The 18,925-nt window shown below is 60.4% G+C and carries 17 protein-coding genes; 12 read left to right on the top strand and 5 right to left on the bottom strand.

The features are described from left to right. Window positions 1-29 precede the first annotated feature (29 nt). Together QUE89_RS02745 and mrcB are read right to left on the bottom strand one after the other, a co-directional pair. Window positions 30-605 (bottom strand): tetratricopeptide repeat protein, encoded by a 576-nt coding sequence (locus QUE89_RS02745; protein WP_286221758.1) that lies wholly within the window; start codon window positions 603-605, stop codon window positions 30-32. Beyond that, window positions 602-2,932, bottom strand: a complete 2,331-nt coding sequence (gene mrcB / locus QUE89_RS02740; protein WP_286221757.1) for a penicillin-binding protein 1B — start codon at window positions 2,930-2,932, stop codon at window positions 602-604. The genes QUE89_RS02745 and mrcB overlap by 4 nt, the downstream gene beginning before the upstream one ends. Window positions 2,933-3,123: 191 nt before the next feature. Here mrcB and QUE89_RS02735 point away from each other — a divergent pair, with 191 nt between their 5' ends. Both QUE89_RS02735 and QUE89_RS02730 read left to right on the top strand, forming a co-directional pair. Next, window positions 3,124-4,665: a bifunctional aminoglycoside phosphotransferase/ATP-binding protein gene (locus QUE89_RS02735; protein ID WP_434784098.1), complete on the top strand. Its 1,542-nt coding sequence runs from the start codon at window positions 3,124-3,126 to the stop codon at window positions 4,663-4,665. Between the two features lie 37 nt (window positions 4,666-4,702). Continuing rightward, window positions 4,703-5,083, top strand: a complete 381-nt coding sequence (locus QUE89_RS02730) for a Rieske (2Fe-2S) protein (protein ID WP_286221755.1) — start codon at window positions 4,703-4,705, stop codon at window positions 5,081-5,083. On the opposite strand, the gene sfsA is transcribed toward QUE89_RS02730, so the two are convergent. Further along, a complete protein-coding gene (gene sfsA, locus QUE89_RS02725) occupies window positions 5,067-5,798 on the bottom strand; it encodes a DNA/RNA nuclease SfsA (protein WP_286221754.1) in 732 nt (243 codons plus the stop codon). The two genes, QUE89_RS02730 and sfsA, sit on opposite strands and share 17 nt — an antisense overlap. A 179-nt stretch (window positions 5,799-5,977) precedes the next feature. Between sfsA and dksA the strand changes: the two genes are divergently transcribed. The 10 genes from dksA to pgi all read left to right on the top strand — a co-directional run bounded on the left by dksA (window position 5,978) and on the right by pgi (window position 18,019). After that, a complete protein-coding gene (dksA, locus tag QUE89_RS02720) occupies window positions 5,978-6,418 on the top strand; it encodes an RNA polymerase-binding protein DksA (RefSeq protein WP_138442194.1) in 441 nt (146 codons plus the stop codon). Between the two features lie 60 nt (window positions 6,419-6,478). Next, window positions 6,479-7,351 (top strand): tRNA glutamyl-Q(34) synthetase GluQRS, encoded by an 873-nt coding sequence (gene gluQRS, locus QUE89_RS02715; RefSeq protein ID WP_286221753.1) that lies wholly within the window; start codon window positions 6,479-6,481, stop codon window positions 7,349-7,351. 50 nt (window positions 7,352-7,401) lie between these two features. After that, complete coding sequence (locus QUE89_RS02710) at window positions 7,402-7,578, top strand: hypothetical protein (protein ID WP_041340954.1); 177 nt, start codon at window positions 7,402-7,404, stop codon at window positions 7,576-7,578. Next, complete coding sequence (locus tag QUE89_RS02705; RefSeq protein ID WP_286221752.1) at window positions 7,568-10,531, top strand: ATP-binding protein; 2,964 nt, start codon at window positions 7,568-7,570, stop codon at window positions 10,529-10,531. Before QUE89_RS02710 ends, QUE89_RS02705 begins: the two co-directional genes overlap by 11 nt. 7 nt (window positions 10,532-10,538) lie before the next feature. Next, on the top strand, window positions 10,539-11,942 hold the full coding sequence (locus QUE89_RS02700) for a sigma-54-dependent transcriptional regulator (RefSeq protein WP_286221751.1): 1,404 nt from the start codon (window positions 10,539-10,541) through the stop codon (window positions 11,940-11,942). A 669-nt stretch (window positions 11,943-12,611) separates the two neighbouring features. Beyond that, window positions 12,612-13,979, top strand: a complete 1,368-nt coding sequence (pcnB, locus tag QUE89_RS02695) for a polynucleotide adenylyltransferase PcnB (RefSeq protein WP_286221750.1) — start codon at window positions 12,612-12,614, stop codon at window positions 13,977-13,979. Further along, window positions 13,979-14,491 (top strand): 2-amino-4-hydroxy-6-hydroxymethyldihydropteridine diphosphokinase, encoded by a 513-nt coding sequence (gene folK, locus QUE89_RS02690; protein ID WP_286221749.1) that lies wholly within the window; start codon window positions 13,979-13,981, stop codon window positions 14,489-14,491. The genes pcnB and folK (QUE89_RS02690) overlap by 1 nt, the downstream gene beginning before the upstream one ends. A gap of 190 nt (window positions 14,492-14,681) precedes the next feature. After that, window positions 14,682-15,476: a 3-methyl-2-oxobutanoate hydroxymethyltransferase gene (gene panB / locus QUE89_RS02685; RefSeq protein WP_286221748.1), complete on the top strand. Its 795-nt coding sequence runs from the start codon at window positions 14,682-14,684 to the stop codon at window positions 15,474-15,476. Then, on the top strand, window positions 15,473-16,321 hold the full coding sequence (gene panC / locus QUE89_RS02680) for a pantoate--beta-alanine ligase (protein ID WP_286221747.1): 849 nt from the start codon (window positions 15,473-15,475) through the stop codon (window positions 16,319-16,321). Before panB ends, panC begins: the two co-directional genes overlap by 4 nt. A gap of 36 nt (window positions 16,322-16,357) precedes the next feature. Further along, window positions 16,358-18,019, top strand: a complete 1,662-nt coding sequence (gene pgi, locus QUE89_RS02675; RefSeq protein ID WP_286221746.1) for a glucose-6-phosphate isomerase — start codon at window positions 16,358-16,360, stop codon at window positions 18,017-18,019. Here the strand turns inward: pgi and folK (QUE89_RS02670) are convergent. Together folK (QUE89_RS02670) and folB are read right to left on the bottom strand one after the other, a co-directional pair. Further along, window positions 18,002-18,526 carry a 2-amino-4-hydroxy-6-hydroxymethyldihydropteridine diphosphokinase gene (gene folK, locus QUE89_RS02670; protein WP_286221745.1) on the bottom strand — a complete coding sequence of 175 codons (525 nt, stop codon included), beginning with the start codon at window positions 18,524-18,526 and terminating at the stop codon, window positions 18,002-18,004. The genes pgi and folK (QUE89_RS02670) overlap by 18 nt on opposite strands. Beyond that, window positions 18,526-18,882 (bottom strand): dihydroneopterin aldolase, encoded by a 357-nt coding sequence (folB, locus tag QUE89_RS02665; protein WP_203298735.1) that lies wholly within the window; start codon window positions 18,880-18,882, stop codon window positions 18,526-18,528. The genes folK (QUE89_RS02670) and folB overlap by 1 nt, the downstream gene beginning before the upstream one ends. Between the last annotated feature and the right edge of the window lie 43 nt (window positions 18,883-18,925).

Here is an 18,925-nt window from a genome sequence, read left to right as displayed (position 1 = left end):
TTTTTATTGGAAAAGGATTAGTTAGAAAGTCACAACGCCGAAGCCCGCGCCTCGGCCTGATCCGCCCCTGCGACATTACCCCGAGCCCGGCGAATATCCGCCAGCAACAACCAGCCCGAACGCTGCAGGCGCGCATCGCTGCCCGCCAGGGACAACCCCTTCAAGGTGAACTGCTCCGCCGTACCCAGCTGATTGCTGGCAACGTAGGCTTCCGAGAGTTTGAAATACACCTCGGCCGAGCGCGGTGCGATGCGCTGGGCCCGCTCCAGCCGGGCGATGGCCGCCGGAGCATCACCCTGGGCCAGCAGGTTATCGGATTCCCGGATCAGGCTGATGGCCGCCGGAGACAGGCTGTCGCCGGCATCCCGGTAGCTGGGCGAACTGCTGCGCGGAGCCGGCTCGGCCGGTTCAGATACGTCCGGCTGCTCGCTCTTGCGCCATACCCGGGGCTTGTCCTCTTTGCTGCTGGCCTTGGGTGGCTCCGGCGCCTCTGCCTTGCTGCCGCCAGCCGGCACATAGATGGATTCACCCGGTGCGGACGCGCAGCCCGCCAAGCCCAGAAACGCCGCCGCAGTGGCGGTATAAACTAAAAATCGCGTATTCATCGGAACAGTCCCTCAAACCAGCCTTCAATTTGCCGCTGCAGGTTACCAGAACAGGACACCGTCTGGGTGGGTTCGCTGCCGGAAATCAGTGGTACCAGCCGTGCTCCATTGCAATGCTCCTTGGTCAACGCCTGGCGCTCGGCGTTCACCCACTGGTACTGCACGCCATCCGGGACCACTGGCGAGAAGCTGTGCTGGGGCACCTGGGCCATGAACCGGGACCAGACCGGCAGTGCGCCACTGGCACCAGTGAGCGACGTCGGGCCGTTATCATCCCGGCCGACCCAGGACACCGCCAGCAAATCCCCACTGAAGCCGGCAAACCAGGAATCCCGGCCATCATCGGTGGTGCCGGTTTTACCCGCCAGCGTCAGTTCCTCGGGCACCGTGTAATAAGCGGACTTGCCGGTACCTTCCTGCATCGTTTCCTGCATGGCGTATTGCACCAGGTGCACCGCGGCCGGATCGGCAACCTGGTCCACTTCCAGGCTGTACCGGGACAGGGCTTCCCCGCCAGCATCGGTCACTTCGCGAATGGTGCGAAGCGGCGTGTTGAAGCCGGAAGTCGCCAGGCCCTGATACATCTGCGCCACGGTTACCGGGTTCATGGTTACCGAGCCCAGTAGCATGGACGGGTACTCTGAGATCGAGGACGTTACCCCGAACGCCTGCAATGTGTCCTTGACCACATCCACGCCGATATCCAATCCGACCCGCACCGCCGGCAGGTTGTAGGAATGAGACAGGGCCTCGTGCAGCGGCACTTCCCCGCGCTCGGTCTTGTCATAGTTTTTCGGCTGCCAGCGCCGGCCGTCGTCAAATTCCAGGGTGAAGGATTTGTCCAGCACCGGGGTAATCAAGGTATACCGCTCTGGCTGCTCCAGGGCGGCCAGATAGATGAACGGCTTGATCAGAGAGCCAATAGGACGATTGGCATCCAGCGCCCGGTTGAAGCCGGCGTATTGTGGATCGCGACCTCCTACCAGGGCCAGCACCTCACCGCTGTCTTTCGCGGTGACCACCATGGCGGCCTCCAGCGCCTTGCGGGTTTCACCACTGGCCAGCCGGCTCAGGGTGTCGGTCACCGCATACTCGGCCGCGTTCTGAATGGCCGGATTCAGGGTGGTGAAGATTCGCAGACCTTCGCTGCGCAGGTCCTCTTCCCGGTAATCCCGGGCCAGGTGGCGGCGAACCAGATCGATGTAGGCCGGGTATCGGTTCTCCGAGTATGACGGACGGGCACTGACGCCAAGCGGCTTGCCCCTGGCCTTGGCGGCCCGCACCGAATCGATCAGACCGGCCTCTTCCATCTCCGATAGCACCAGATTGCGGCGTTTGGTGGCGCGCTCCGGATGGCGGCGGGGGTTGTAGTAACTGGGCCCCTTGACCATGCCCACCAACAGGGCGATCTGATGCTCTTGCAGGTCACGCAGAGATTCCCCGAAATAGAACTGACTGGCCAGGCCAAAGCCATTGATGCTGCGGGTTCCCGCCTGCCCCAGGTACACCTCATTCAGGTAGGTCTCAAGGATGTCACCTTTCTCGTAGTGCAGCTCCAGCAGCAGCGACATCAAGGCTTCGTTGCCCTTGCGCACCAGGGTTTGGTCCCGGGTCAGGAAGAAGTTTTTCACCAGCTGCTGGGTCAGGGTGCTGCCGCCCTGAACAATCTCGCCGGCGCGAATGTTAGCGAGCATCGCCCGGGCAATGGACAACGGCGCGATGCCGGCGTGATCAAAAAAGTTACGATCCTCGACCGCCATCAGAGTGGTCGGCAGCAGGGCCGGCACTTCCTCCAGCTGTACCAGAATCCGGTCTTCCTTGTGAGACGGATAGATGCCACCGATCTGCGCCGGCTCCAGCCGGACGATGGGCGAAGCGTCGCCGCTCAGCACCGAGAACTTCTCGACCCGGTCCCGGTACACGGTAAGTGCCAGCCGGCGCCTGGACTCTTTTCCATCCGGGAACCGGAAGCCCCGGGTGCTGATGACAAAACGCCCGCCGCTGCGCTGATAGGTACCGGCCCGCGAACCATCGCCCTTACGGAATCCAGACAATTCCAGCTCCCGCTCCAGGGCGCTGGCGCTGATGCTGGCGCCGTCATAAAGCTCCAGTGGGCGGGCATACACCCGCGACGGCACTTCAAAACGGCGGCCCTCGAAACGTGAGGTAACGACGGCATCAAGGTAGACCGTCCATCCTGCCAGCAGGACCAGGCCTATGGCGCCGGCCCGAAAGACGAACCGCCAGAACCACGGGCGGCGACCGTTTCTTGGTGATTTACGGGGTGTTTTTCTGTTGCGCTTGGAAGAAGGGGTCGATTTTTTCATGGGCCGATTATACCGAAGGCGATCGCTCCAAAGGCAGGCCAACTGTGTGTTATTTCTGTAATCCGCCCGTTATAGTGGGACCAGAGAATTCAATAGGTTCAGGACGTTTTCCAGGGCACTGTCCATGGCAGCCCATAGCATTTTAGGAGCACACTGTGAGCGAGACTTCCCCAGGCACGCTGGTTCAGGCAATGCAGAATTCCGACCTGTACCCGCACCCGGTTCATGAATTTCACGTCATCGAAACTCACATTTCCCAGGTCATACTGACCGGTGAGTTTGCCTACAAGATCAAGAAACCCATGGATTTCGGCTTCCTGGACTTCTCAACACTGGCCCGCCGCAAGCACTTTTGTGAGGAAGAGCTGCGCCTGAACCGCCGTCTGGCCGAGCCGTTGTACCTGGAGGTTCTGCCCATCACCGGCAGCCCCGAACAGCCCGTACTGGGGGGCTCCGGCGAAGCCTTCGAATACGTGATTAAAATGCGTCAGTTCAGCCAGGATCAGCTGTTTGATCGCCTGCAGGAACAGGGTGAGCTGGCGCCCGAGGCCCTGACTGATCTGGCCCGGCAGGTTGCAGGCTTCCACGAACAGTTGCCACCGGTGCCTGAGGACAAGCCGCTGGGGACGCCGGAAGCTGTTTACGCAGCCATGCAGGAGAACTTCGACCAAATCCGGCCGATGATTGACGATAAAACCCTGCTGGCCCAGCTCGACAACCTAGAGGCCTGGACCGAAACCACCTTCGAGCGCCACCGAGAGCTGATCGCCGAGCGCCGTGCCAAGGGACTGGTGCGGGAATGCCATGGTGACCTGCACCTGGCCAATATCACCAGCTACGACGGCAAGGTCACGGTCTTCGACTGCATCGAGTTCAATGAGCCATTCCGCTGGATCGATGTCATCAACGATCTCGCGTTCCTGCTGATGGATCTGGAATCCCGGCAGGAAGAGGCGCTGGCGAACCTGGTCCTGAACACCTACCTGGAGTATCGGGACGACTTCGAAGCCCTGCCCCTGTTGCCGCTGTACAAGGCCTACCGGGCCATGGTTCGCGCCAAGATCGCTCTGTTTACCCTGGGCAATCCCGCCCTCAGCGACGATGAGAAGGCCAGCCTGCATCAGCGTTACCGGGATTATGCCCAACTGGCGGAAGACTACAGCACTATCCCCAACCCTTACCTTCTGACGACCACCGGCCTGTCGGCCAGCGGCAAATCCGTTGTCTGCTCGGCGATGGCGGGTGACCTCGGACTGATCCGGTTGCGCTCCGACGTTGAGCGTAAACGCATGCATGGGCTTGCGCCGCTGGAGAGCAGCAAGTCACCCACCGGAGGCAACCTCTACACTGAGGAAGCCAATGAGCAAACATACCAACGACTGGCGACATTGGCCGGTCAGCTGCTGGCGGCGGGCATGCCGGTAGTGGTGGATGCGGCATGCCTGAAGGAGCGTGAGCGTTCGCTGTTCGCCGATGTCGCCGAGGACCTGGCGGTGCCTTTCGCACTGCTGCACTGCGATGCCCCTGAGGAATTGCGCCGGAAATGGATTCGGAACCGGAGCGGCGACGCTTCGGAAGCCACTGAAGAGCTGCTGGACGAGCAACAAACCTGGTACGAGCCCTTAACTCAGGTAGAGCGCAGCCATACCATCCACTTGCAGACGGATCAGGAACACGTGGCCGAGGCGGTCGCCGATCGGATCCGCCAGCATTTCGGCCTGACCCCGCGCTGACACCCACCGACACATACTGAATAGCGGGAGGAACACCTTGGCGAAAACGGCACCAGACAGCGGCCAGTGGCAAACCGTTTGCCAGCAGGATGAGCTTCAGCCGGGACAACCCGTGGAATTTCGCATCCAGCGGCCAGCCCCCGAACCGGGGGCCATGCCGCTGACCGGCTTCCTGTTATTGCACGATGGCCAACCCCAGGCCTACGTTAATCAATGCCCGCATCTGGGCATTGAATTGAACTGGATGCCCGGCAAGTTCATGGACGCCGACAACCTGTTCATTCAGTGCTCCACTCACGGCGCCCTTTTTAAACCGGGCACCGGCGAGTGCATCGCAGGCCCTTGCCAGGGCGATGCCCTGACCGCTCTCGACCTTCGGATTGAGAGCGGTGCCATTCAGATCAGACTTCCAGAATAACCGGCACCGACTCGGTCAACGTCATCTTTCCGGAAGGATCGCCGCTATCGGTGGCCAGGCCGGCTCGGTAGGCAATCACCTCAACTCCGGCATCACAGGCTTCCCGCAGCAACTGCCCATAGGTCGGATCAATGTGATCGGCTGGGCGCACAGTCTGTATGCCGGTGTGATTCACCACAAAAAACAACACCGCCCGGTCTCCCCGGGCCACCTGGGCCATCAGCTCCCGCAGGTGCTTCTGACCTCGGGTAGTGACCGCATCGGGAAAGAAGCCCTGATCAGTTTCTGCCAGGGTGACGTTTTTCACTTCCACCCAGGCGTCCGGCTGATGGTCGTGGCCAGTCAGCAGGAGATCGATACGACTCTTTTCATCGCCGTATTTTACTTCCGCCCGGCACTCCGGGTAACCCGCCAGCTCCACCACTACGCGACTCTCGACTGCGGCCCGAGCCTGGGCGTTGGGACGCGCGGTGTTGATGCAGGCCAGCATGCCTGGCGAAGTCTCCACCAGCTCCCAGGTATAGGCCAGTTTACGTTTGGGATTGTCGCTTCGACTCAGCCAAACCCGGGCATCCTCGGGCTGGCAGCCCAGCATGGAACCAGTGTTCGGACAGTGGGCGGTCACCTCGCTTCCGTCCGGCAGACGCACGTCCGCCAGGAAGCGTTTATAACGGCGAATCAGGCGCCCTTCGACCAGGGGTTCGGGAAAGTTCATGTGGTCTCCATTCAAAAGTCGGTATCACAAGGCTGGCACCCCCGTGACTTATCTGCTATTTTCCGCAAATTCCCGTTTCAGGACGAATGCTTCATCCAGGGTTAAATCGCTCAGCCACGGGGGCTCAAGCGGTGGGAAGCAAAGCGTTCTTGTGAAGTACAAACAAGAGGCCGGGTTCAATGGCAAACACTGCAGAACAACCACGCGAACGTTTTACTAACTTCACCCCTTACGAAATGAAGAAGGGTGAAGAGTACATGAGTGCTGACATGCTGGAGCACTTCAAAAATCTGCTGCTGCAATGGAAACAGGAGCTGATGGAAGAAGTGGACCGCACGATGCACCACATGCAGGAAGACGCCGCAAATTACGCCGATCCCAGTGATCGCGCAACCCAGGAAGAGGAATTCAGCCTGGAACTGCGGACCCGTGATCGCGAGCGTAAACTGATCAAGAAGATCGACAAGACCATTGATCGCATCGACAAAGACGACTACGGCTTCTGCGATCAGTGCGGTGTCGAAATTGGCATCCGTCGCCTGGAAGCACGGCCGACAGCGACCCTGTGCATTGACTGCAAAACTCTCGCTGAAATTCGCGAGCGCCAGACTGGCATCTGAGCCAGCCTACCCGCAGCAGCCGGCCGTGCTTTTCAAAAGCCGCCGGCTGACTGAGCAAGCATGACTGCAGCACGTTACCGGGGTCGATTCGCGCCCTCACCCACCGGCCCTTTGCATTTTGGCTCTCTGGTCGCGGCCCTTGCCAGCTATCTGGAGGCCCGCAGCCACAACGGCCAATGGCTGGTTCGTATCGAAGACCTGGACCCACTCCGAGAGCCCGCCGAAGCCACCGGCCAAATCCTGAACAGCCTTGAAGCCCATGGCCTGTTTTCCGACGAAGCCGTACGTTTCCAGTCCCGTCGCCACGAGGCCTATCAGGCAGCCATCGATCTGTTGATGACCACCAGCGACGCCTATCGGTGTGTGTGCTCTCGCAAGGAGCTCCAGCAACACGGCGGCCGACACCCTCATAGCTGCCGGGATCGTCAAGCTGACCCCACCGATCGCCCATCGGCAGTTCGCTTTGCCCTCACCGATGAACACAATCACTGGCAGGATCTGCTGCTAGGCCCCCAGAATCAAACTGTCAGCGCCGAACTGGACGACCCGGTTATCCTGCGCAAGGAAGGCTTTTACGCCTATCAGCTGGCCGTAGTGGTGGACGACATTGATCAGGGCATTACCGATGTGGTCCGGGGCTCGGATCTACTCGACATGACCGCCCAGCAAACCCAGATTTACCGGGCATTGGGCGCCACCCCGCCGCGCTGGCTGCATGTGCCGGTCATCGTCAACGAACAGGGCCAGAAGCTCAGCAAACAGACCCACGCCCCAGCGCTGAACGACGACCAGCCTGCCGACAATCTGATCCAGGCCCTGGTGGCATTGGGCCAGATGCCACCGGCGTCTCTCGCCGGCGCGTCAGTCGACAGCATCCTGGACTGGGGCGCCAGCCACTGGCGGCGCGAGGCCATCCACCTGACAGCTGGGTGAACCCCGTGGTATAAAGCGGTTCACAAACCTCAGCGCGGATAGCATGCCTGATGTATATCTATCGTCTGGTCTTCCTGTTGGTTTTGGCCATTTACATCTTCTCTCCCAATATCCTCGATTGGTGGACCTCGCCGGGCAACGCCTGGTACAGCCCCTATTTGATCTGGGCTGGTATTATCGCCATCGGTTTCTGGCTGGAATGGCGACGGGATCCCAATGAGTTTTAGCGCCGCCAGTCTACTCGCAGCCAGCCTGCTTTACCTGGTGATCCTGTTTGCTATTGCCTGGGTAACCGAGAAAGGCACCTTGCTCCGGCACTGGGTCCGGCATCCGCTGGTTTACACCCTGAGTCTGGGTGTCTACGCCGGTATCTGGGCGGTCTATGCTGCCGTCGGTGTAGCGGCGGACTCCGGTTACGGCTTTCTCGCCTATTACCTCGGCATCAGTGGTGCCTTCCTGCTGGCGCCGGTACTGCTCAACCCAGTGCTGCGCATCGGCCGCGCCTATCAGTTAACCTCGCTGGCCGACCTGTTCGCCTATCGATATCGCAGTCAGTGGGCCGGCACCCTGGTCACCCTGTGCTCAGGCGGTGCCATTCTGGCCCTGCTCAGCATGCAGATTCAGGCGGTTACTACCTCAGCCAGCATTCTCGCTCCGGACACCTCGCCCCAGGCCATTAGCGTGATGTTCAGTATCACGGTGGTACTGTTTGCCATGCTGTTTGGTGCCCGCCGCGACCAGAAGTCCGACAATCATCAGGGCCTGGTGCTGGCCATCGCCTTCGATTCTCTGGTCAAGCTGGTGGCCATGCTGGTATTGGGCGGGGTTATCCTGTTTGGCGTCTTCGGCGGCATGAACGGCCTCGAAGGCTGGCTGCTCAGCAACAGCTCGCCGGCCACCACCATGACCCTGAGCGTGGACGATGGCAGCTGGCGAGCTCTGATGCTGATGTCGTTTGCCGGGGCCCTTGTACTGCCACACATGTATCACATGACATTCAGCGAGAACCCGTCACCCAAGGCGCTGGCCAAGGCCAGCTGGGGGCTGCCGCTGTATCTGCTGTTAATCGGCCTGCCGGTTCCGCTGATCCTGTGGGGTGGCCAGGCCCTGGCGGTAACCACCGGCCCGAGCTTCTACGCCATCGGCGTGGCCCAGAGCCTCGGCAGCCCGGGACTAACCCTGCTGATGTACATCGCCGGGTTGTCGGCCGCCAGCGGCCTGATGATCGTCAGCACCCTGGCCCTGGCCGGGATGGTGCTCAACCACGTGGTGTTACCGGTCAAAACCCCTCGGGACCAGGGCGACATCTACCGCTGGCTGCAGAGCATCAAGCGCGTACTGATCGCCGGCATTATTTTCCTGGCCCTGCTGTTTCATGAAACTCTGGGCAAGAACCTGGATTTGTCCATTCTGGGAATCATTTCCCTGTCCGGTGTACTGCAGCTTCTGCCCGGCGCCCTGGGAGTGATCTACTGGCCCGAAGGCAATCGCCGGGGCCTGATTGCCGGGATGTTGGTCGGACTTGCCATCTGGATCGTCACCCTGGTGCTGCCATTTGCGCACACCACTAACTTGCTCGCCCTGTTTGGTGCTCCGCTGGTGCCGGACTACAGCAACTGGCATATCTTTACCTTCATCAGTCTGACTGCCAATGTCGCAGTGTTCGCGCTGATATCCATGGTCAGCACCAGCAGCAACGAAGAAAACAGCGCGGCCCAGGCCTGCTCGCTGGGCGCCCTCTCCCGCCCCCAACGTCGGGAGCTTCTGGCCGCCTCCTCCACCGAATTCGCCAAACAATTGGCCGAACCCCTGGGCCGGGGCGTGGCCAAACGGGAAGTTGAACGGGCTCTGGCGCAACTGAAACTGCCCAAGCTGGAGTACCGACCGTACCAACTGCGCCGACTGCGGGATCAGATTGAGGTCAACCTGTCCGGCCTGCTTGGGCCCTCAGTTGCCCGGGACATGGTAAAACGGCACTTGGGCTTCAAGCCCATGACACGGGGCGGCACCGGCCAGGACATCCGTTATGTCGAACGAGCACTCGGGGAATACCAGAACCAGCTGACGGGGCTTGCCGGCGAGCTGGACAATCTGCGCCGACATTATCGGCAGACTCTGCAGAATCTGCCGATTCCGGCCTGCTCGGTGGGCGAGGACGGCGAAATCCTGATGTGGAACCACACCATGGAAAGCCTGACCGGCATCACCGCCGACGATGTTGTCGGCGCCCGCCTGATGGCCCTGCCCGAGCATTGGCACATCCTGCTGGACGACTTCCACAACGGCGACGAACTGCATCGCTACAAACATCGCCTGGACCTGCGCGGCAAACCCCACTGGCTGAACCTGCACAAGGCAGCCCTGAGTGGGCCGGATCATACCGAAGGCGGCAGTATCATCCTGGTGGAAGACCAGACCGAGACCCGGCAACTGGAAGACGAGCTGATGCACAGCGAGCGTCTGGCCTCGGTGGGCCGGTTAGCCGCTGGGGTTGCCCATGAGATCGGCAACCCGGTGACCGGCATCTCCTCACTGGCGCAGAATCTGCGGCTGGAAACGGACAACCCGGACATCCTGGATACCGCCGATCAGATTCAGCAGCAAACCCGGCGGATTTCGACCATCCTGCAATCGCTGATGAATTTCGCCCGCACCGGCAACCGTGCTCATGCGAACCGCTATGAGCCGGTGACCATTCACCGGTGCGTGGATGAGTCTATTAATCTGCTGTCGCTGAGCGACAAGGGCATGGGGGTGCACTTTGTAAACGACTGCCCTCCGAATCTTCAGGTGCTCGGCGATGAACAACGCCTCGTACAGGTTTTTATTAACCTGCTGGCCAATGCCCGGGACGCCTCTCCCATTGGCGGCACCGTCCGGGTCAGTGGAAACGGCGACGGCTACTCCGCTATCATCGAGGTCGTCGATGAGGGCTCCGGCATACCGGCCGATCAGCTTGATCACGTGTTCGAACCCTTTTACACCACCAAAGCCCCGAACAAAGGCACCGGACTGGGCCTGTCATTGGTGTACAGTATCGTGGAAGAACATTACGGCAACATCCAGGTGGACAGCCCGGCCAACCCGGGCACCAATACCGGCACCTGTGTACGCCTGAGGCTACCGGCTTACGAGCCGGAAACCGGCACCACCACCGTCAGCCAGAACGAAAGGTCATGAAACCTCTATGCCTCGCATTCTGATCGTAGAAGATGAAGACATTATCCGCTCAGCAGTGCGTAAACTGCTCCAGCATGCTGGATATACGGTATCCGACGCCGCATCGGTGGAGGAAGCCGAGCAGAATTACGAGCCGGAACAGTTTGATCTGATCATCTCTGATCTTCGACTCCCGGGCGCCCCCGGCACCGAACTGATCAACCGGGCCCCGAACACTCCGGTACTGATCATGACCAGCTACGCCAGCCTGCGCTCGGCGGTCGATTCCATGAAGATGGGCGCGGTCGAATACATCGCCAAGCCGTTCGATCACGATGAAATGCTTGCTGCGGTTGAGAAAATCCTGGCCCGGAAGATACCGGGCGCCACCACCGGCGACCTGCAGGGCGGTTCAGACGCCAGCCCGGAGGACAGCGACCCGGCCAACATCATGTTTGGCAACTGCGAACCCATGCAGCGCGTCTTCACGCTGATTCGCAAGGTCGCACCGACCGAAACCACCGTGCTGATCCAGGGCGAATCGGGTACCGGTAAGGAGCTGGCGGCACGGGCCCTGCACCTGCTCAGCCCCCGCGCCGCCAAACCTCTGATCTCAGTGAACTGCGCCGCGATTCCGGAGAGCCTGATTGAGTCGGAATTGTTCGGTCATGAGAAGGGCGCCTTCACCGGCGCGGTTTCGGCACGGACCGGCCTGATCGAGGCCGCCGACGGCGGCAGCCTGTTCCTGGACGAAATTGGCGAACTGCCGGCAGAGGCCCAGGCCCGCCTGCTGCGGGTGCTGCAGGAAAGCGAAATTCGCAAGGTCGGCTCCACCCAGAGCCGGACCGTGAATGTTCGAATGATTGCCGCGACCCACCGCAACCTGAAAGCCATGACCCGCACCGGCGAATTCCGTGAGGATCTGTATTACCGTCTCAACGTCATGCAAATCCGGATTCCGCCGCTGCGCGAGCGCCAGGCCGATATCCTGGGCCTGGCCCGACGCTTCCTGAAACGTCAGGGTGAGAAGATGAGCAAGCCACTGCTCAACCTGAGCCCGGAAGCCATGCGGGCGCTGGAACGGCATCGCTGGCCGGGCAACGTGCGCGAGCTTGAGAATGCCATTGAACGCGCGACCATCCTTTGTGACGGCGACGTGATCTCACCGGGACTGCTCGACCTGGACAGCGAAGCTGGCGATGAATACATCCCGGAAACGCTGGTCGAGGGCAACAACGAGCAAACCCGCGCCACCGATGTCGATTCCTCTAACGACCTGTCACTGGAAGACTACTTCCAGCACTTTGTCCTGGAAAACCAGGATCGCATGAGCGAAACCGAGCTGGCCCAGAAACTGGGTATCAGTCGGAAGTCCCTGTGGGAGCGTCGCCAGCGCCTGGGCATTCCGCGCAAGAAAAGTTCAGGCAATTAAAAAAATGAATCCAGGCTCCATTGTTACCACCTGTTCCTCCCGGTAACACTCGCCACAGAATTAATGAGACATCAGTAACACTTTCGCTGTGTACGGGGTAACACTTACAACCCATAAAATCGTAAGCCACTGTTAAAAAAGAAATTTTAAAAACTGGCACACGGACTGCAACCTATAGGGCGCACGACAACAAAAACAATCGTGACAACGCAGCGCCAAAACAAAAACAAAAAGCTGCAGAAGAGCGTTCAGTAATAAAAACAAATACAGAACGTGAGCGAACTGAGTGTTTTGGGTACTTTGCTTTTTAGTGGTCCCTCGGCACGTGTGAGTTGTAGATGTAGAGAAGAATCGTCCTCCAGGCGACACTGCACCTGCCCTAATCTCATTCGTTGTCTCTGACCGCTCTGTGTGTTCAAAGCTTTCCGTTTGCACCGCTGACCCCCGGAATTGGGGACATGCAGTGGGGTAGAAAAATTAAGAAGAATCCCGGTAACAACAAAAACAATGCAGATCGTCAACGCTTTCAGGGCGGATTCGTGAAAACGGATCCGCCTTTTGATTATCTGGACCAACCACCTTTCAGTGCCTCATTCCCAGTCAAACGTGGGCAAATCCTGCACAAACCGTTAAACTCTCGGTTTTTGCTCTTCGCAACCACGGATTTAAATGCCTAAACGACTCGTCGAAAAACTCCGTTCCTTTATTCCCGGCACCGGGAAAAAGAAGCTCCGCCCCTATCAGCGTCGGGAAATTCCGCGCGACCAGCACAATGTTTCCCGCTCGGCCATCAGTGAACCTGCCAAGAAGGTTCTCAACCGGCTGAACAAAGCCGGCTTCGAGGCCTATCTCGTTGGCGGCGGCGTGCGCGATATACTGCTCGGCGGCGTGCCCAAAGACTTCGACATCGCGACCAACGCGACGCCAGAAGAGGTGCACGAGCTGTTCCGTAACTCCCGGCTGATTGGCCGCCGTTTCCGCATCGTGCACGTGGTGTTTGGCCGCGAGGTCATTGAGGTGACCACGTTCCGCGGCAACGCCGGCGAAGCCGAAGACGACGCGCCGGACGACGATCGCAAAACCTCCGAGCACGGCCTGCTATTGCGTGACAACGTCTACGGCAGCCAGGAAGAAGACGCCCTGCGCCGGGATTTCACGGTTAATGCTCTTTACTACTGCATCCGCGACTTCACCGTGATCGATTTCGCCGATGGCGTCGAGGATCTGCGCAACCGCCAGCTCCGGCTGATTGGCGACCCCGAAACCCGGTACCGGGAAGATCCGGTGCGCATGCTGCGAGCCATCCGCTTTGCCGCCAAGCTTGATTTTGACATTGAGCCGGACACCGAGGCCCCGATCCGGGAGCTCGCGCCCCTGCTCACTCACATTCCGCCCGCTCGCCTGTTCGAGGAAGTGCTCAAGCTGTTCTCGGCTGGCCAGGGCGAAGCGACTTACGATCTGTTGAGCCGCTATAACCTGCTGGCGCCACTGTTCCCCGAGACCGTGCGGGCGATCAATAACGGCGAGTCGGATGAGCTTATCCGTCAGGCCCTGCGCAATACTGATGCCCGCATCGCCCAGGGCAAGTCGGTGACGCCTTACTTCCTGTTTGCCGCCATGCTCTGGCCGGCCCTGCAGGCTGAATGGACCCAACGTCAAGACAACGGCGACCCGGTTCAACCGGCCCTGCACGGCGCCATCGGTAAGGTCATTGGGCGTCAGGTTCAGGCCACGTCCATCCCCAAGCGTTTCTCCGGACCGATGAAAGAGATCTGGGAAATGCAGATGCGCCTTCCCCGTCGTCAGGGCAAGCGCGCTTTTGCCGCTATGAGCCATCCCAGATTCCGGGCCGCCTATGACTTCCTGCTGGTACGCGAAGCGGCGGGCGAAATCGAACCCGGTCTCGGTCAATGGTGGACCGATTTCCAGAAAACCGATGAACGCGGCCAGGAGCGCATGCTGACCGAGCTGGGCAGCGACGCTCCCAAGAAGCGCAAGCGTCGGCGTAAGCCTCCCACCAAGCGCCCCGCCGAGTAATGACCACGGACGCCTTTATTGGCCTCGGCAGCAACCTTGAGAACCCGGCTGCACAGCTGGCTCAGGCAGTTGCCGCCCTGGCCGGCCTGCCGGATTCAGTACTGGTGGCGCAGTCGCCCTTTTACGCCAGCCGCCCGGTTGGCCCGCAGGATCAGCCGGACTTCGTTAACGGCGCGGTCTGGCTGCGCACCACCCTGGGCGCCCACGAGCTGCTTGACCACCTGCAGACCATCGAGCAGCGTCATGGCCGTGAGCGACTCCGGCACTGGGGCCCGAGAACACTGGATCTGGACCTGCTGGTTTTTGGCAATCAGACCCTGGCTGACGAGCGTCTGACCGTCCCCCACAAAGAACTACCGAACCGGGATTTTGTACTTCAGCCCCTGCTGGATCTTGAGCCCGCACTGACCCTCCCCGACGGCCGCACCGTCAAGGAGCTGCGCCAGCATTGCCCTGACAACGAGCTGCGCAAGCTGCCGCCGGTGGCACGGGAGCCCTTCGCTCCGTCTTGAGCCACTCTCAAGTCGCACTCAAGCCGCACTCACACTAACTTCGAGCAACCTCCGGCCAGGCACTGACTGCACCGGCCTAATCACGGCCGTGCTACTATTGCCTCAGACATAGCCCCGGATTACCCTTAGCACTGAACGCCGGCAGACCCCGGCCCGGTCTTGGCCCATCCACCCACAAGGCAAGGATTTTATGGCTGTTACCATCAATACCCTTCGGGAATACAAACAAAAGGGCGAAGCCTTTTCCGTCCTGACCTCATACGATGCCACCTTTGCCCAGGTGGTCAGTGAAGCGGGTGTCGATGTCATCCTGATCGGAGACTCCCTGGGCATGGTGTTGCAGGGCCACGATAGCACCCTGCCGGTCACCATGGACCAGATGGTTTATCACACCAGTTGCGTCGCCAAGGGTAATGCCGGCGCCTTGATCATGGCCGACATGCCGTTCATGACTTACGGCACCGTGGACGCAGCCCTGGAAAATGCTGCCGAACTGATGCGTGCCGGCGCTCACCTGGTCAAGCTCGAAGGCACCGACTGGATGAAAGACACCATCCACGCCCTGAGCGAGCGCGGTGTACCCGTGTGCGCACACCTGGGCCTGACCCCTCAGTTCGTCAACAAGTTTGGTGGCTACAAGGTGCAGGGCCGCAATGAGAAAGCAGCGGAAATGATGATCGAGCACGCCTGCGAACTGGAAGCGGCCGGCGCCGACCTGATTCTGCTTGAGTGCGTACCCGCGCCCCTGGCCGCCCGCATCACCCAGGCCGTCAAGGCGCCCGTCATCGGTATTGGTGCCGGCGCCGATACCGACGGCCAGGTGCTGGTCCTGCACGATATGCTGGGTGTCACCACCGGGCGCAAACCCCGATTTGTGAAGAACTTCCTGGCGGAGACCAATTCCGTCCAGGAGGCCATTGAGGCCTACGTGAGCGCTGTGCGCGCGCGAACTTTCCCCGCCGAGGAGCATACGTTCAAGGCATGAGAACCGTACATTCCCTGAAAGAACTTCGCACCATCCTCCGCGGCTATCGACGCCAGGGCAAAACCATTGGCCTGGTGCCGACCATGGGCAACCTCCACGAGGGTCACATATCGCTCGTGCGCAAAGCCGCGGAAGCGGCGGACGTGGTGGTCACCAGCATTTTCGTAAACCCGATGCAGTTCGGGGCTGGCGAAGATCTGGACACCTACCCGCGCACACTGACGGAAGATCAGGAGCAGCTGGAAGCGGCCGGCAACACCCTGGTGTTCGCCCCCGGTGTGGAAGAGGTCTATCCCGAAGGGCTGGCCTTGCAGACCCAGGTGGTGGTTCCGGAAGTCAGCGACGGTCATTGTGGCGCCAGCCGCCCAGGTCATTTCGAGGGTGTGGCGACGGTTGTCACCATGCTCCTGAACATGGTTCAGCCGGACGTCGCAGTGTTTGGCGAAAAGGACTTCCAGCAACTCGCGGTAATCCGGAAACTGGTCCGCGATCTGATGCTACCGGTGGAAGTCGTGGGCGCGCCCACCATCCGGGAAGACGACGGCCTGGCCAAGAGCTCCCGAAACGGTTACCTGACAGCGAGCGAACGCAAAATCGCCCCGGTGGTTTATCAGACCCTGCAAGCTACCGCCCGTGAATTGACCGGAGGCCGCTCGGACTTCCAGACCCTGGAGGAGGAAGCTCGCAACCGCCTCGCCGAGGCCGGCTTGCGACCGGACTATTTCAACATCGTTAATAGCCAAACCCTGAAGCCGGCCAGCACCGAAGACACCGACATTACCCTGCTGGTGGCAGCCTTCCTGGGCACCACCCGTCTGATCGACAACCTGTCAGTGAGTCGCTGAGCCAGCATCAAGCAAATGACGGAAAAGGATGTTCTAATGCCTGATCGCGCGCCCCAACTGACCTCCTCCCCGGAGTGGCAGGTGCTGGAGCAACACCGGCTGCAAATGCAGTCGGTGCCGATAAAACAGCTATTTACCGAGGATCCGGAACGGGCCAGCCGCTACTTCATCAAGGGCGCGGGAATATCCCTGGATTTTTCCAAGAACCGCATCACCGACGAAACCCTGAGCGCCCTGCTCGCGCTGGCCGAACGCCGTGATTTGCCGGCACGCCGGGACGCACTGCTGAGCGGCGCCCCGGTCAACCGCACCGAACAACGTCCGGCCCTGCACACGGCCCTGAGACACCCCGGCAACGCCTCTATCATGGTGGACGGGGTCGATGTGGTGGCCGAGGTCCAGCACACCCTGGAGCGGATGGAAGCAGTAGTCACCGGCGTTCTGGATCAGTCCAGGACCGGTTATAGCGGCAAGGCCTTCACCGATGTGGTCAGCATCGGCATTGGCGGCTCCTATCTCGGGCCGAAGCTGGTCAATGAGGCCCTGCAGCCTTACTGGCAGGGCGGCATGCGCTGCCACTTTGTCGCCAACATCGACGGCACTGACATCCTGGAAGTGCTCCGGCAGGTGAACCCGGAAACCACCCTGTTCCTGATCCAGTCGAAATCATTCCGCACCCAGGAAACCCTCGAGAACAGCAACGTGGCTCGGCAGTGGCTGGTGGACTATTGCGGCGACGATGCAGCCGTAGCCAAGCACTTCCTCGCAGTAACCGCCAACGTACCTGGCGCAGAAAGCTTCGGCATCCAGGCCGATCAGGTGTTCCCGATGTGGGACTGGGTTGGCGGGCGCTACTCCCTGTGGTCCGCCATTGGCCTACCGGTGGCACTGGCCATCGGCATGGACAATTTCCGGCGCCTGCTGTCCGGCGCCCATGCCATGGACAGCCACTTCCAGGAGGCACCACTGGCGCAGAATCTGCCTGTGGTCATGGGCCTACTGGGCGTCTGGTACAACAACTTCTGGAACGCCCACACCCACGCCATCCTGCCGTATGACCAATACCTGCGCAGCCTTCCGGATCATCTTCAGCAACTGGACATGGAAAGCAATGGCAAGAGTGTGACCGAGACCGGAGAACCGCTGGCCTGTGAATCCGGCCCGATCATCTGGGGTGGCACAGGCTCCAATGGCCAGCATGCTTACCACCAGCTGATCCATCAAGGCACCCGGCTGATTCCGGCCGATTTCATCATTCCGTTGAAAACGCACAACCCCGTGGCAACCCACCACGCCGACCTGTTTGCCAACTGCCTGAGCCAAAGCCAGGCAATGATGGCGGGCAAATCACTGGCAGAAGCGCGAGCCGAACTCGCAGCAGAAGGTCTTACGGAAGCGGAAATAGAGCAGTTGGCGCCCCATAAGGTGATTCCCGGCAACAAACCCAGCAACACCCTGGTGCTTGAGCAGGTGACGCCTGAGAGCGTCGGGGCACTGATCGCCCTGTACGAGCATCGAACCTTTGTTCAGGGGGTCATCTGGGGCGTGGATTCGTTTGATCAATGGGGCGTGGAGCTGGGCAAACAGTTGGGCAAGGGTATTCTGCCCCGATTACTCGGGAAGGACGCGCAGGATGCAGGCAGCGACAGCTCAACGGACCACCTGATCGAACTGTTCCGGTCAGTCGGCGATTACTGAAATCTGACGGCCCTGCCAGGTAAAGTCCACCGGCCAGAGTTTCTGGTCGGACCGGTAGTTCTGCCACAATTCCCGATAGCTCTGCCCCGTCACCGGATGCAGGTCCTCGGGCGCGATGTCTGCTAACGGCCGCAAAACGAAGGCGTTCTTCAGAATTTCGCCGCGAGGCAACTCAACCCCATCGACTACCCCCACCCGATCGCCATAGGTCAGGATATCCAGATCCAGGGTTCGGGCACTGAACTTGGGCACATCCCGACGGCGGCCATTATCGGCCTCCAGCTGTTTGAAGCGCCGGGACAATTCACCCACCGGCAGCCCGGTTTTTACCCCGACCACCAGATTCAAAAACGGCGAGCCCTTAAAGCCCACCGCCTCGCTGTCATAGACCGGTGAAATCTCAAGGTCGCCAAACCAGCTCGCCAGCGCGTCCAGAGCCGCGGTAACGTAATGCTCCCGGTCTACGTTGCTGCCAATACTGATGTACACCCGGACCTGGTCGGTCATTAACGCGTTCCCCTTTCTATTCGGACACCTACCGCTTGCGCCGCCGGCACCGCTCCGGGCTTTCTCAGAGTCAGCGCCAGCCAGGTAATTCCGAACTGCCGCTGCAGTTGCGCCGCGAGCTGCTCAGCACCGTGCTCCAGCAACTTGGGCTGAAGCGCTTGCAGGCACGATGTAACCAGCTCGCTGACCGCAGCATAATCCAGGGCATCCCCGACATCATCCGAGGCACCCGGAACCCGGTTATCCCAGGCCATTTCCAGGTCCACCAGCAGGCGCTGGTCGACCTTCCGCTCCCAATCGTAGACACCGACAACGGTCTCAACTACCAGACCTTCAATGAGTACACTGTCTGCCAAGGGGGCTCCCGGAGTATTCCACTCTTTGCTGATTGAATAACGC

It is taken from the genome of Marinobacter sp. LA51 (genome assembly GCF_030297175.1).
Taxonomy (GTDB): Bacteria; Pseudomonadota; Gammaproteobacteria; order Pseudomonadales; family Oleiphilaceae; genus Marinobacter; species Marinobacter apostichopi.
This window is presented reverse-complemented; position numbering and strand designations above follow the sequence as displayed.

Excerpts from the sequence above, each read along its gene's own strand:
- QUE89_RS02745 (WP_286221758.1), bottom strand. The coding sequence starts at position 605 with ATGAATACGCGATTTTTAGTTTATACCGCCACTGCGGCGGCGTTTCTG.
- QUE89_RS02735 (WP_434784098.1), top strand. The coding sequence starts at position 3,124 with ATGCAGAATTCCGACCTGTACCCGCACCCGGTTCATGAATTTCACGTC.
- panC (WP_286221747.1), top strand. The coding sequence starts at position 15,473 with ATGAGAACCGTACATTCCCTGAAAGAACTTCGCACCATCCTCCGCGGC.
- pcnB (WP_286221750.1), top strand. The coding sequence starts at position 12,612 with ATGCCTAAACGACTCGTCGAAAAACTCCGTTCCTTTATTCCCGGCACC.
- QUE89_RS02710 (WP_041340954.1), top strand. The coding sequence starts at position 7,402 with ATGTATATCTATCGTCTGGTCTTCCTGTTGGTTTTGGCCATTTACATC.
- panB (WP_286221748.1), top strand. The coding sequence starts at position 14,682 with ATGGCTGTTACCATCAATACCCTTCGGGAATACAAACAAAAGGGCGAA.
- pgi (WP_286221746.1), top strand. The coding sequence starts at position 16,358 with ATGCCTGATCGCGCGCCCCAACTGACCTCCTCCCCGGAGTGGCAGGTG.
- gluQRS (WP_286221753.1), top strand. The coding sequence starts at position 6,479 with ATGACTGCAGCACGTTACCGGGGTCGATTCGCGCCCTCACCCACCGGC.
- mrcB (WP_286221757.1), bottom strand. The coding sequence starts at position 2,932 with ATGAAAAAATCGACCCCTTCTTCCAAGCGCAACAGAAAAACACCCCGT.
- QUE89_RS02700 (WP_286221751.1), top strand. The coding sequence starts at position 10,539 with ATGCCTCGCATTCTGATCGTAGAAGATGAAGACATTATCCGCTCAGCA.
- folK (WP_286221749.1), top strand. The coding sequence starts at position 13,979 with ATGACCACGGACGCCTTTATTGGCCTCGGCAGCAACCTTGAGAACCCG.
- dksA (WP_138442194.1), top strand. The coding sequence starts at position 5,978 with ATGGCAAACACTGCAGAACAACCACGCGAACGTTTTACTAACTTCACC.
- sfsA (WP_286221754.1), bottom strand. The coding sequence starts at position 5,798 with ATGAACTTTCCCGAACCCCTGGTCGAAGGGCGCCTGATTCGCCGTTAT.
- QUE89_RS02705 (WP_286221752.1), top strand. The coding sequence starts at position 7,568 with ATGAGTTTTAGCGCCGCCAGTCTACTCGCAGCCAGCCTGCTTTACCTG.
- folK (WP_286221745.1), bottom strand. The coding sequence starts at position 18,526 with ATGACCGACCAGGTCCGGGTGTACATCAGTATTGGCAGCAACGTAGAC.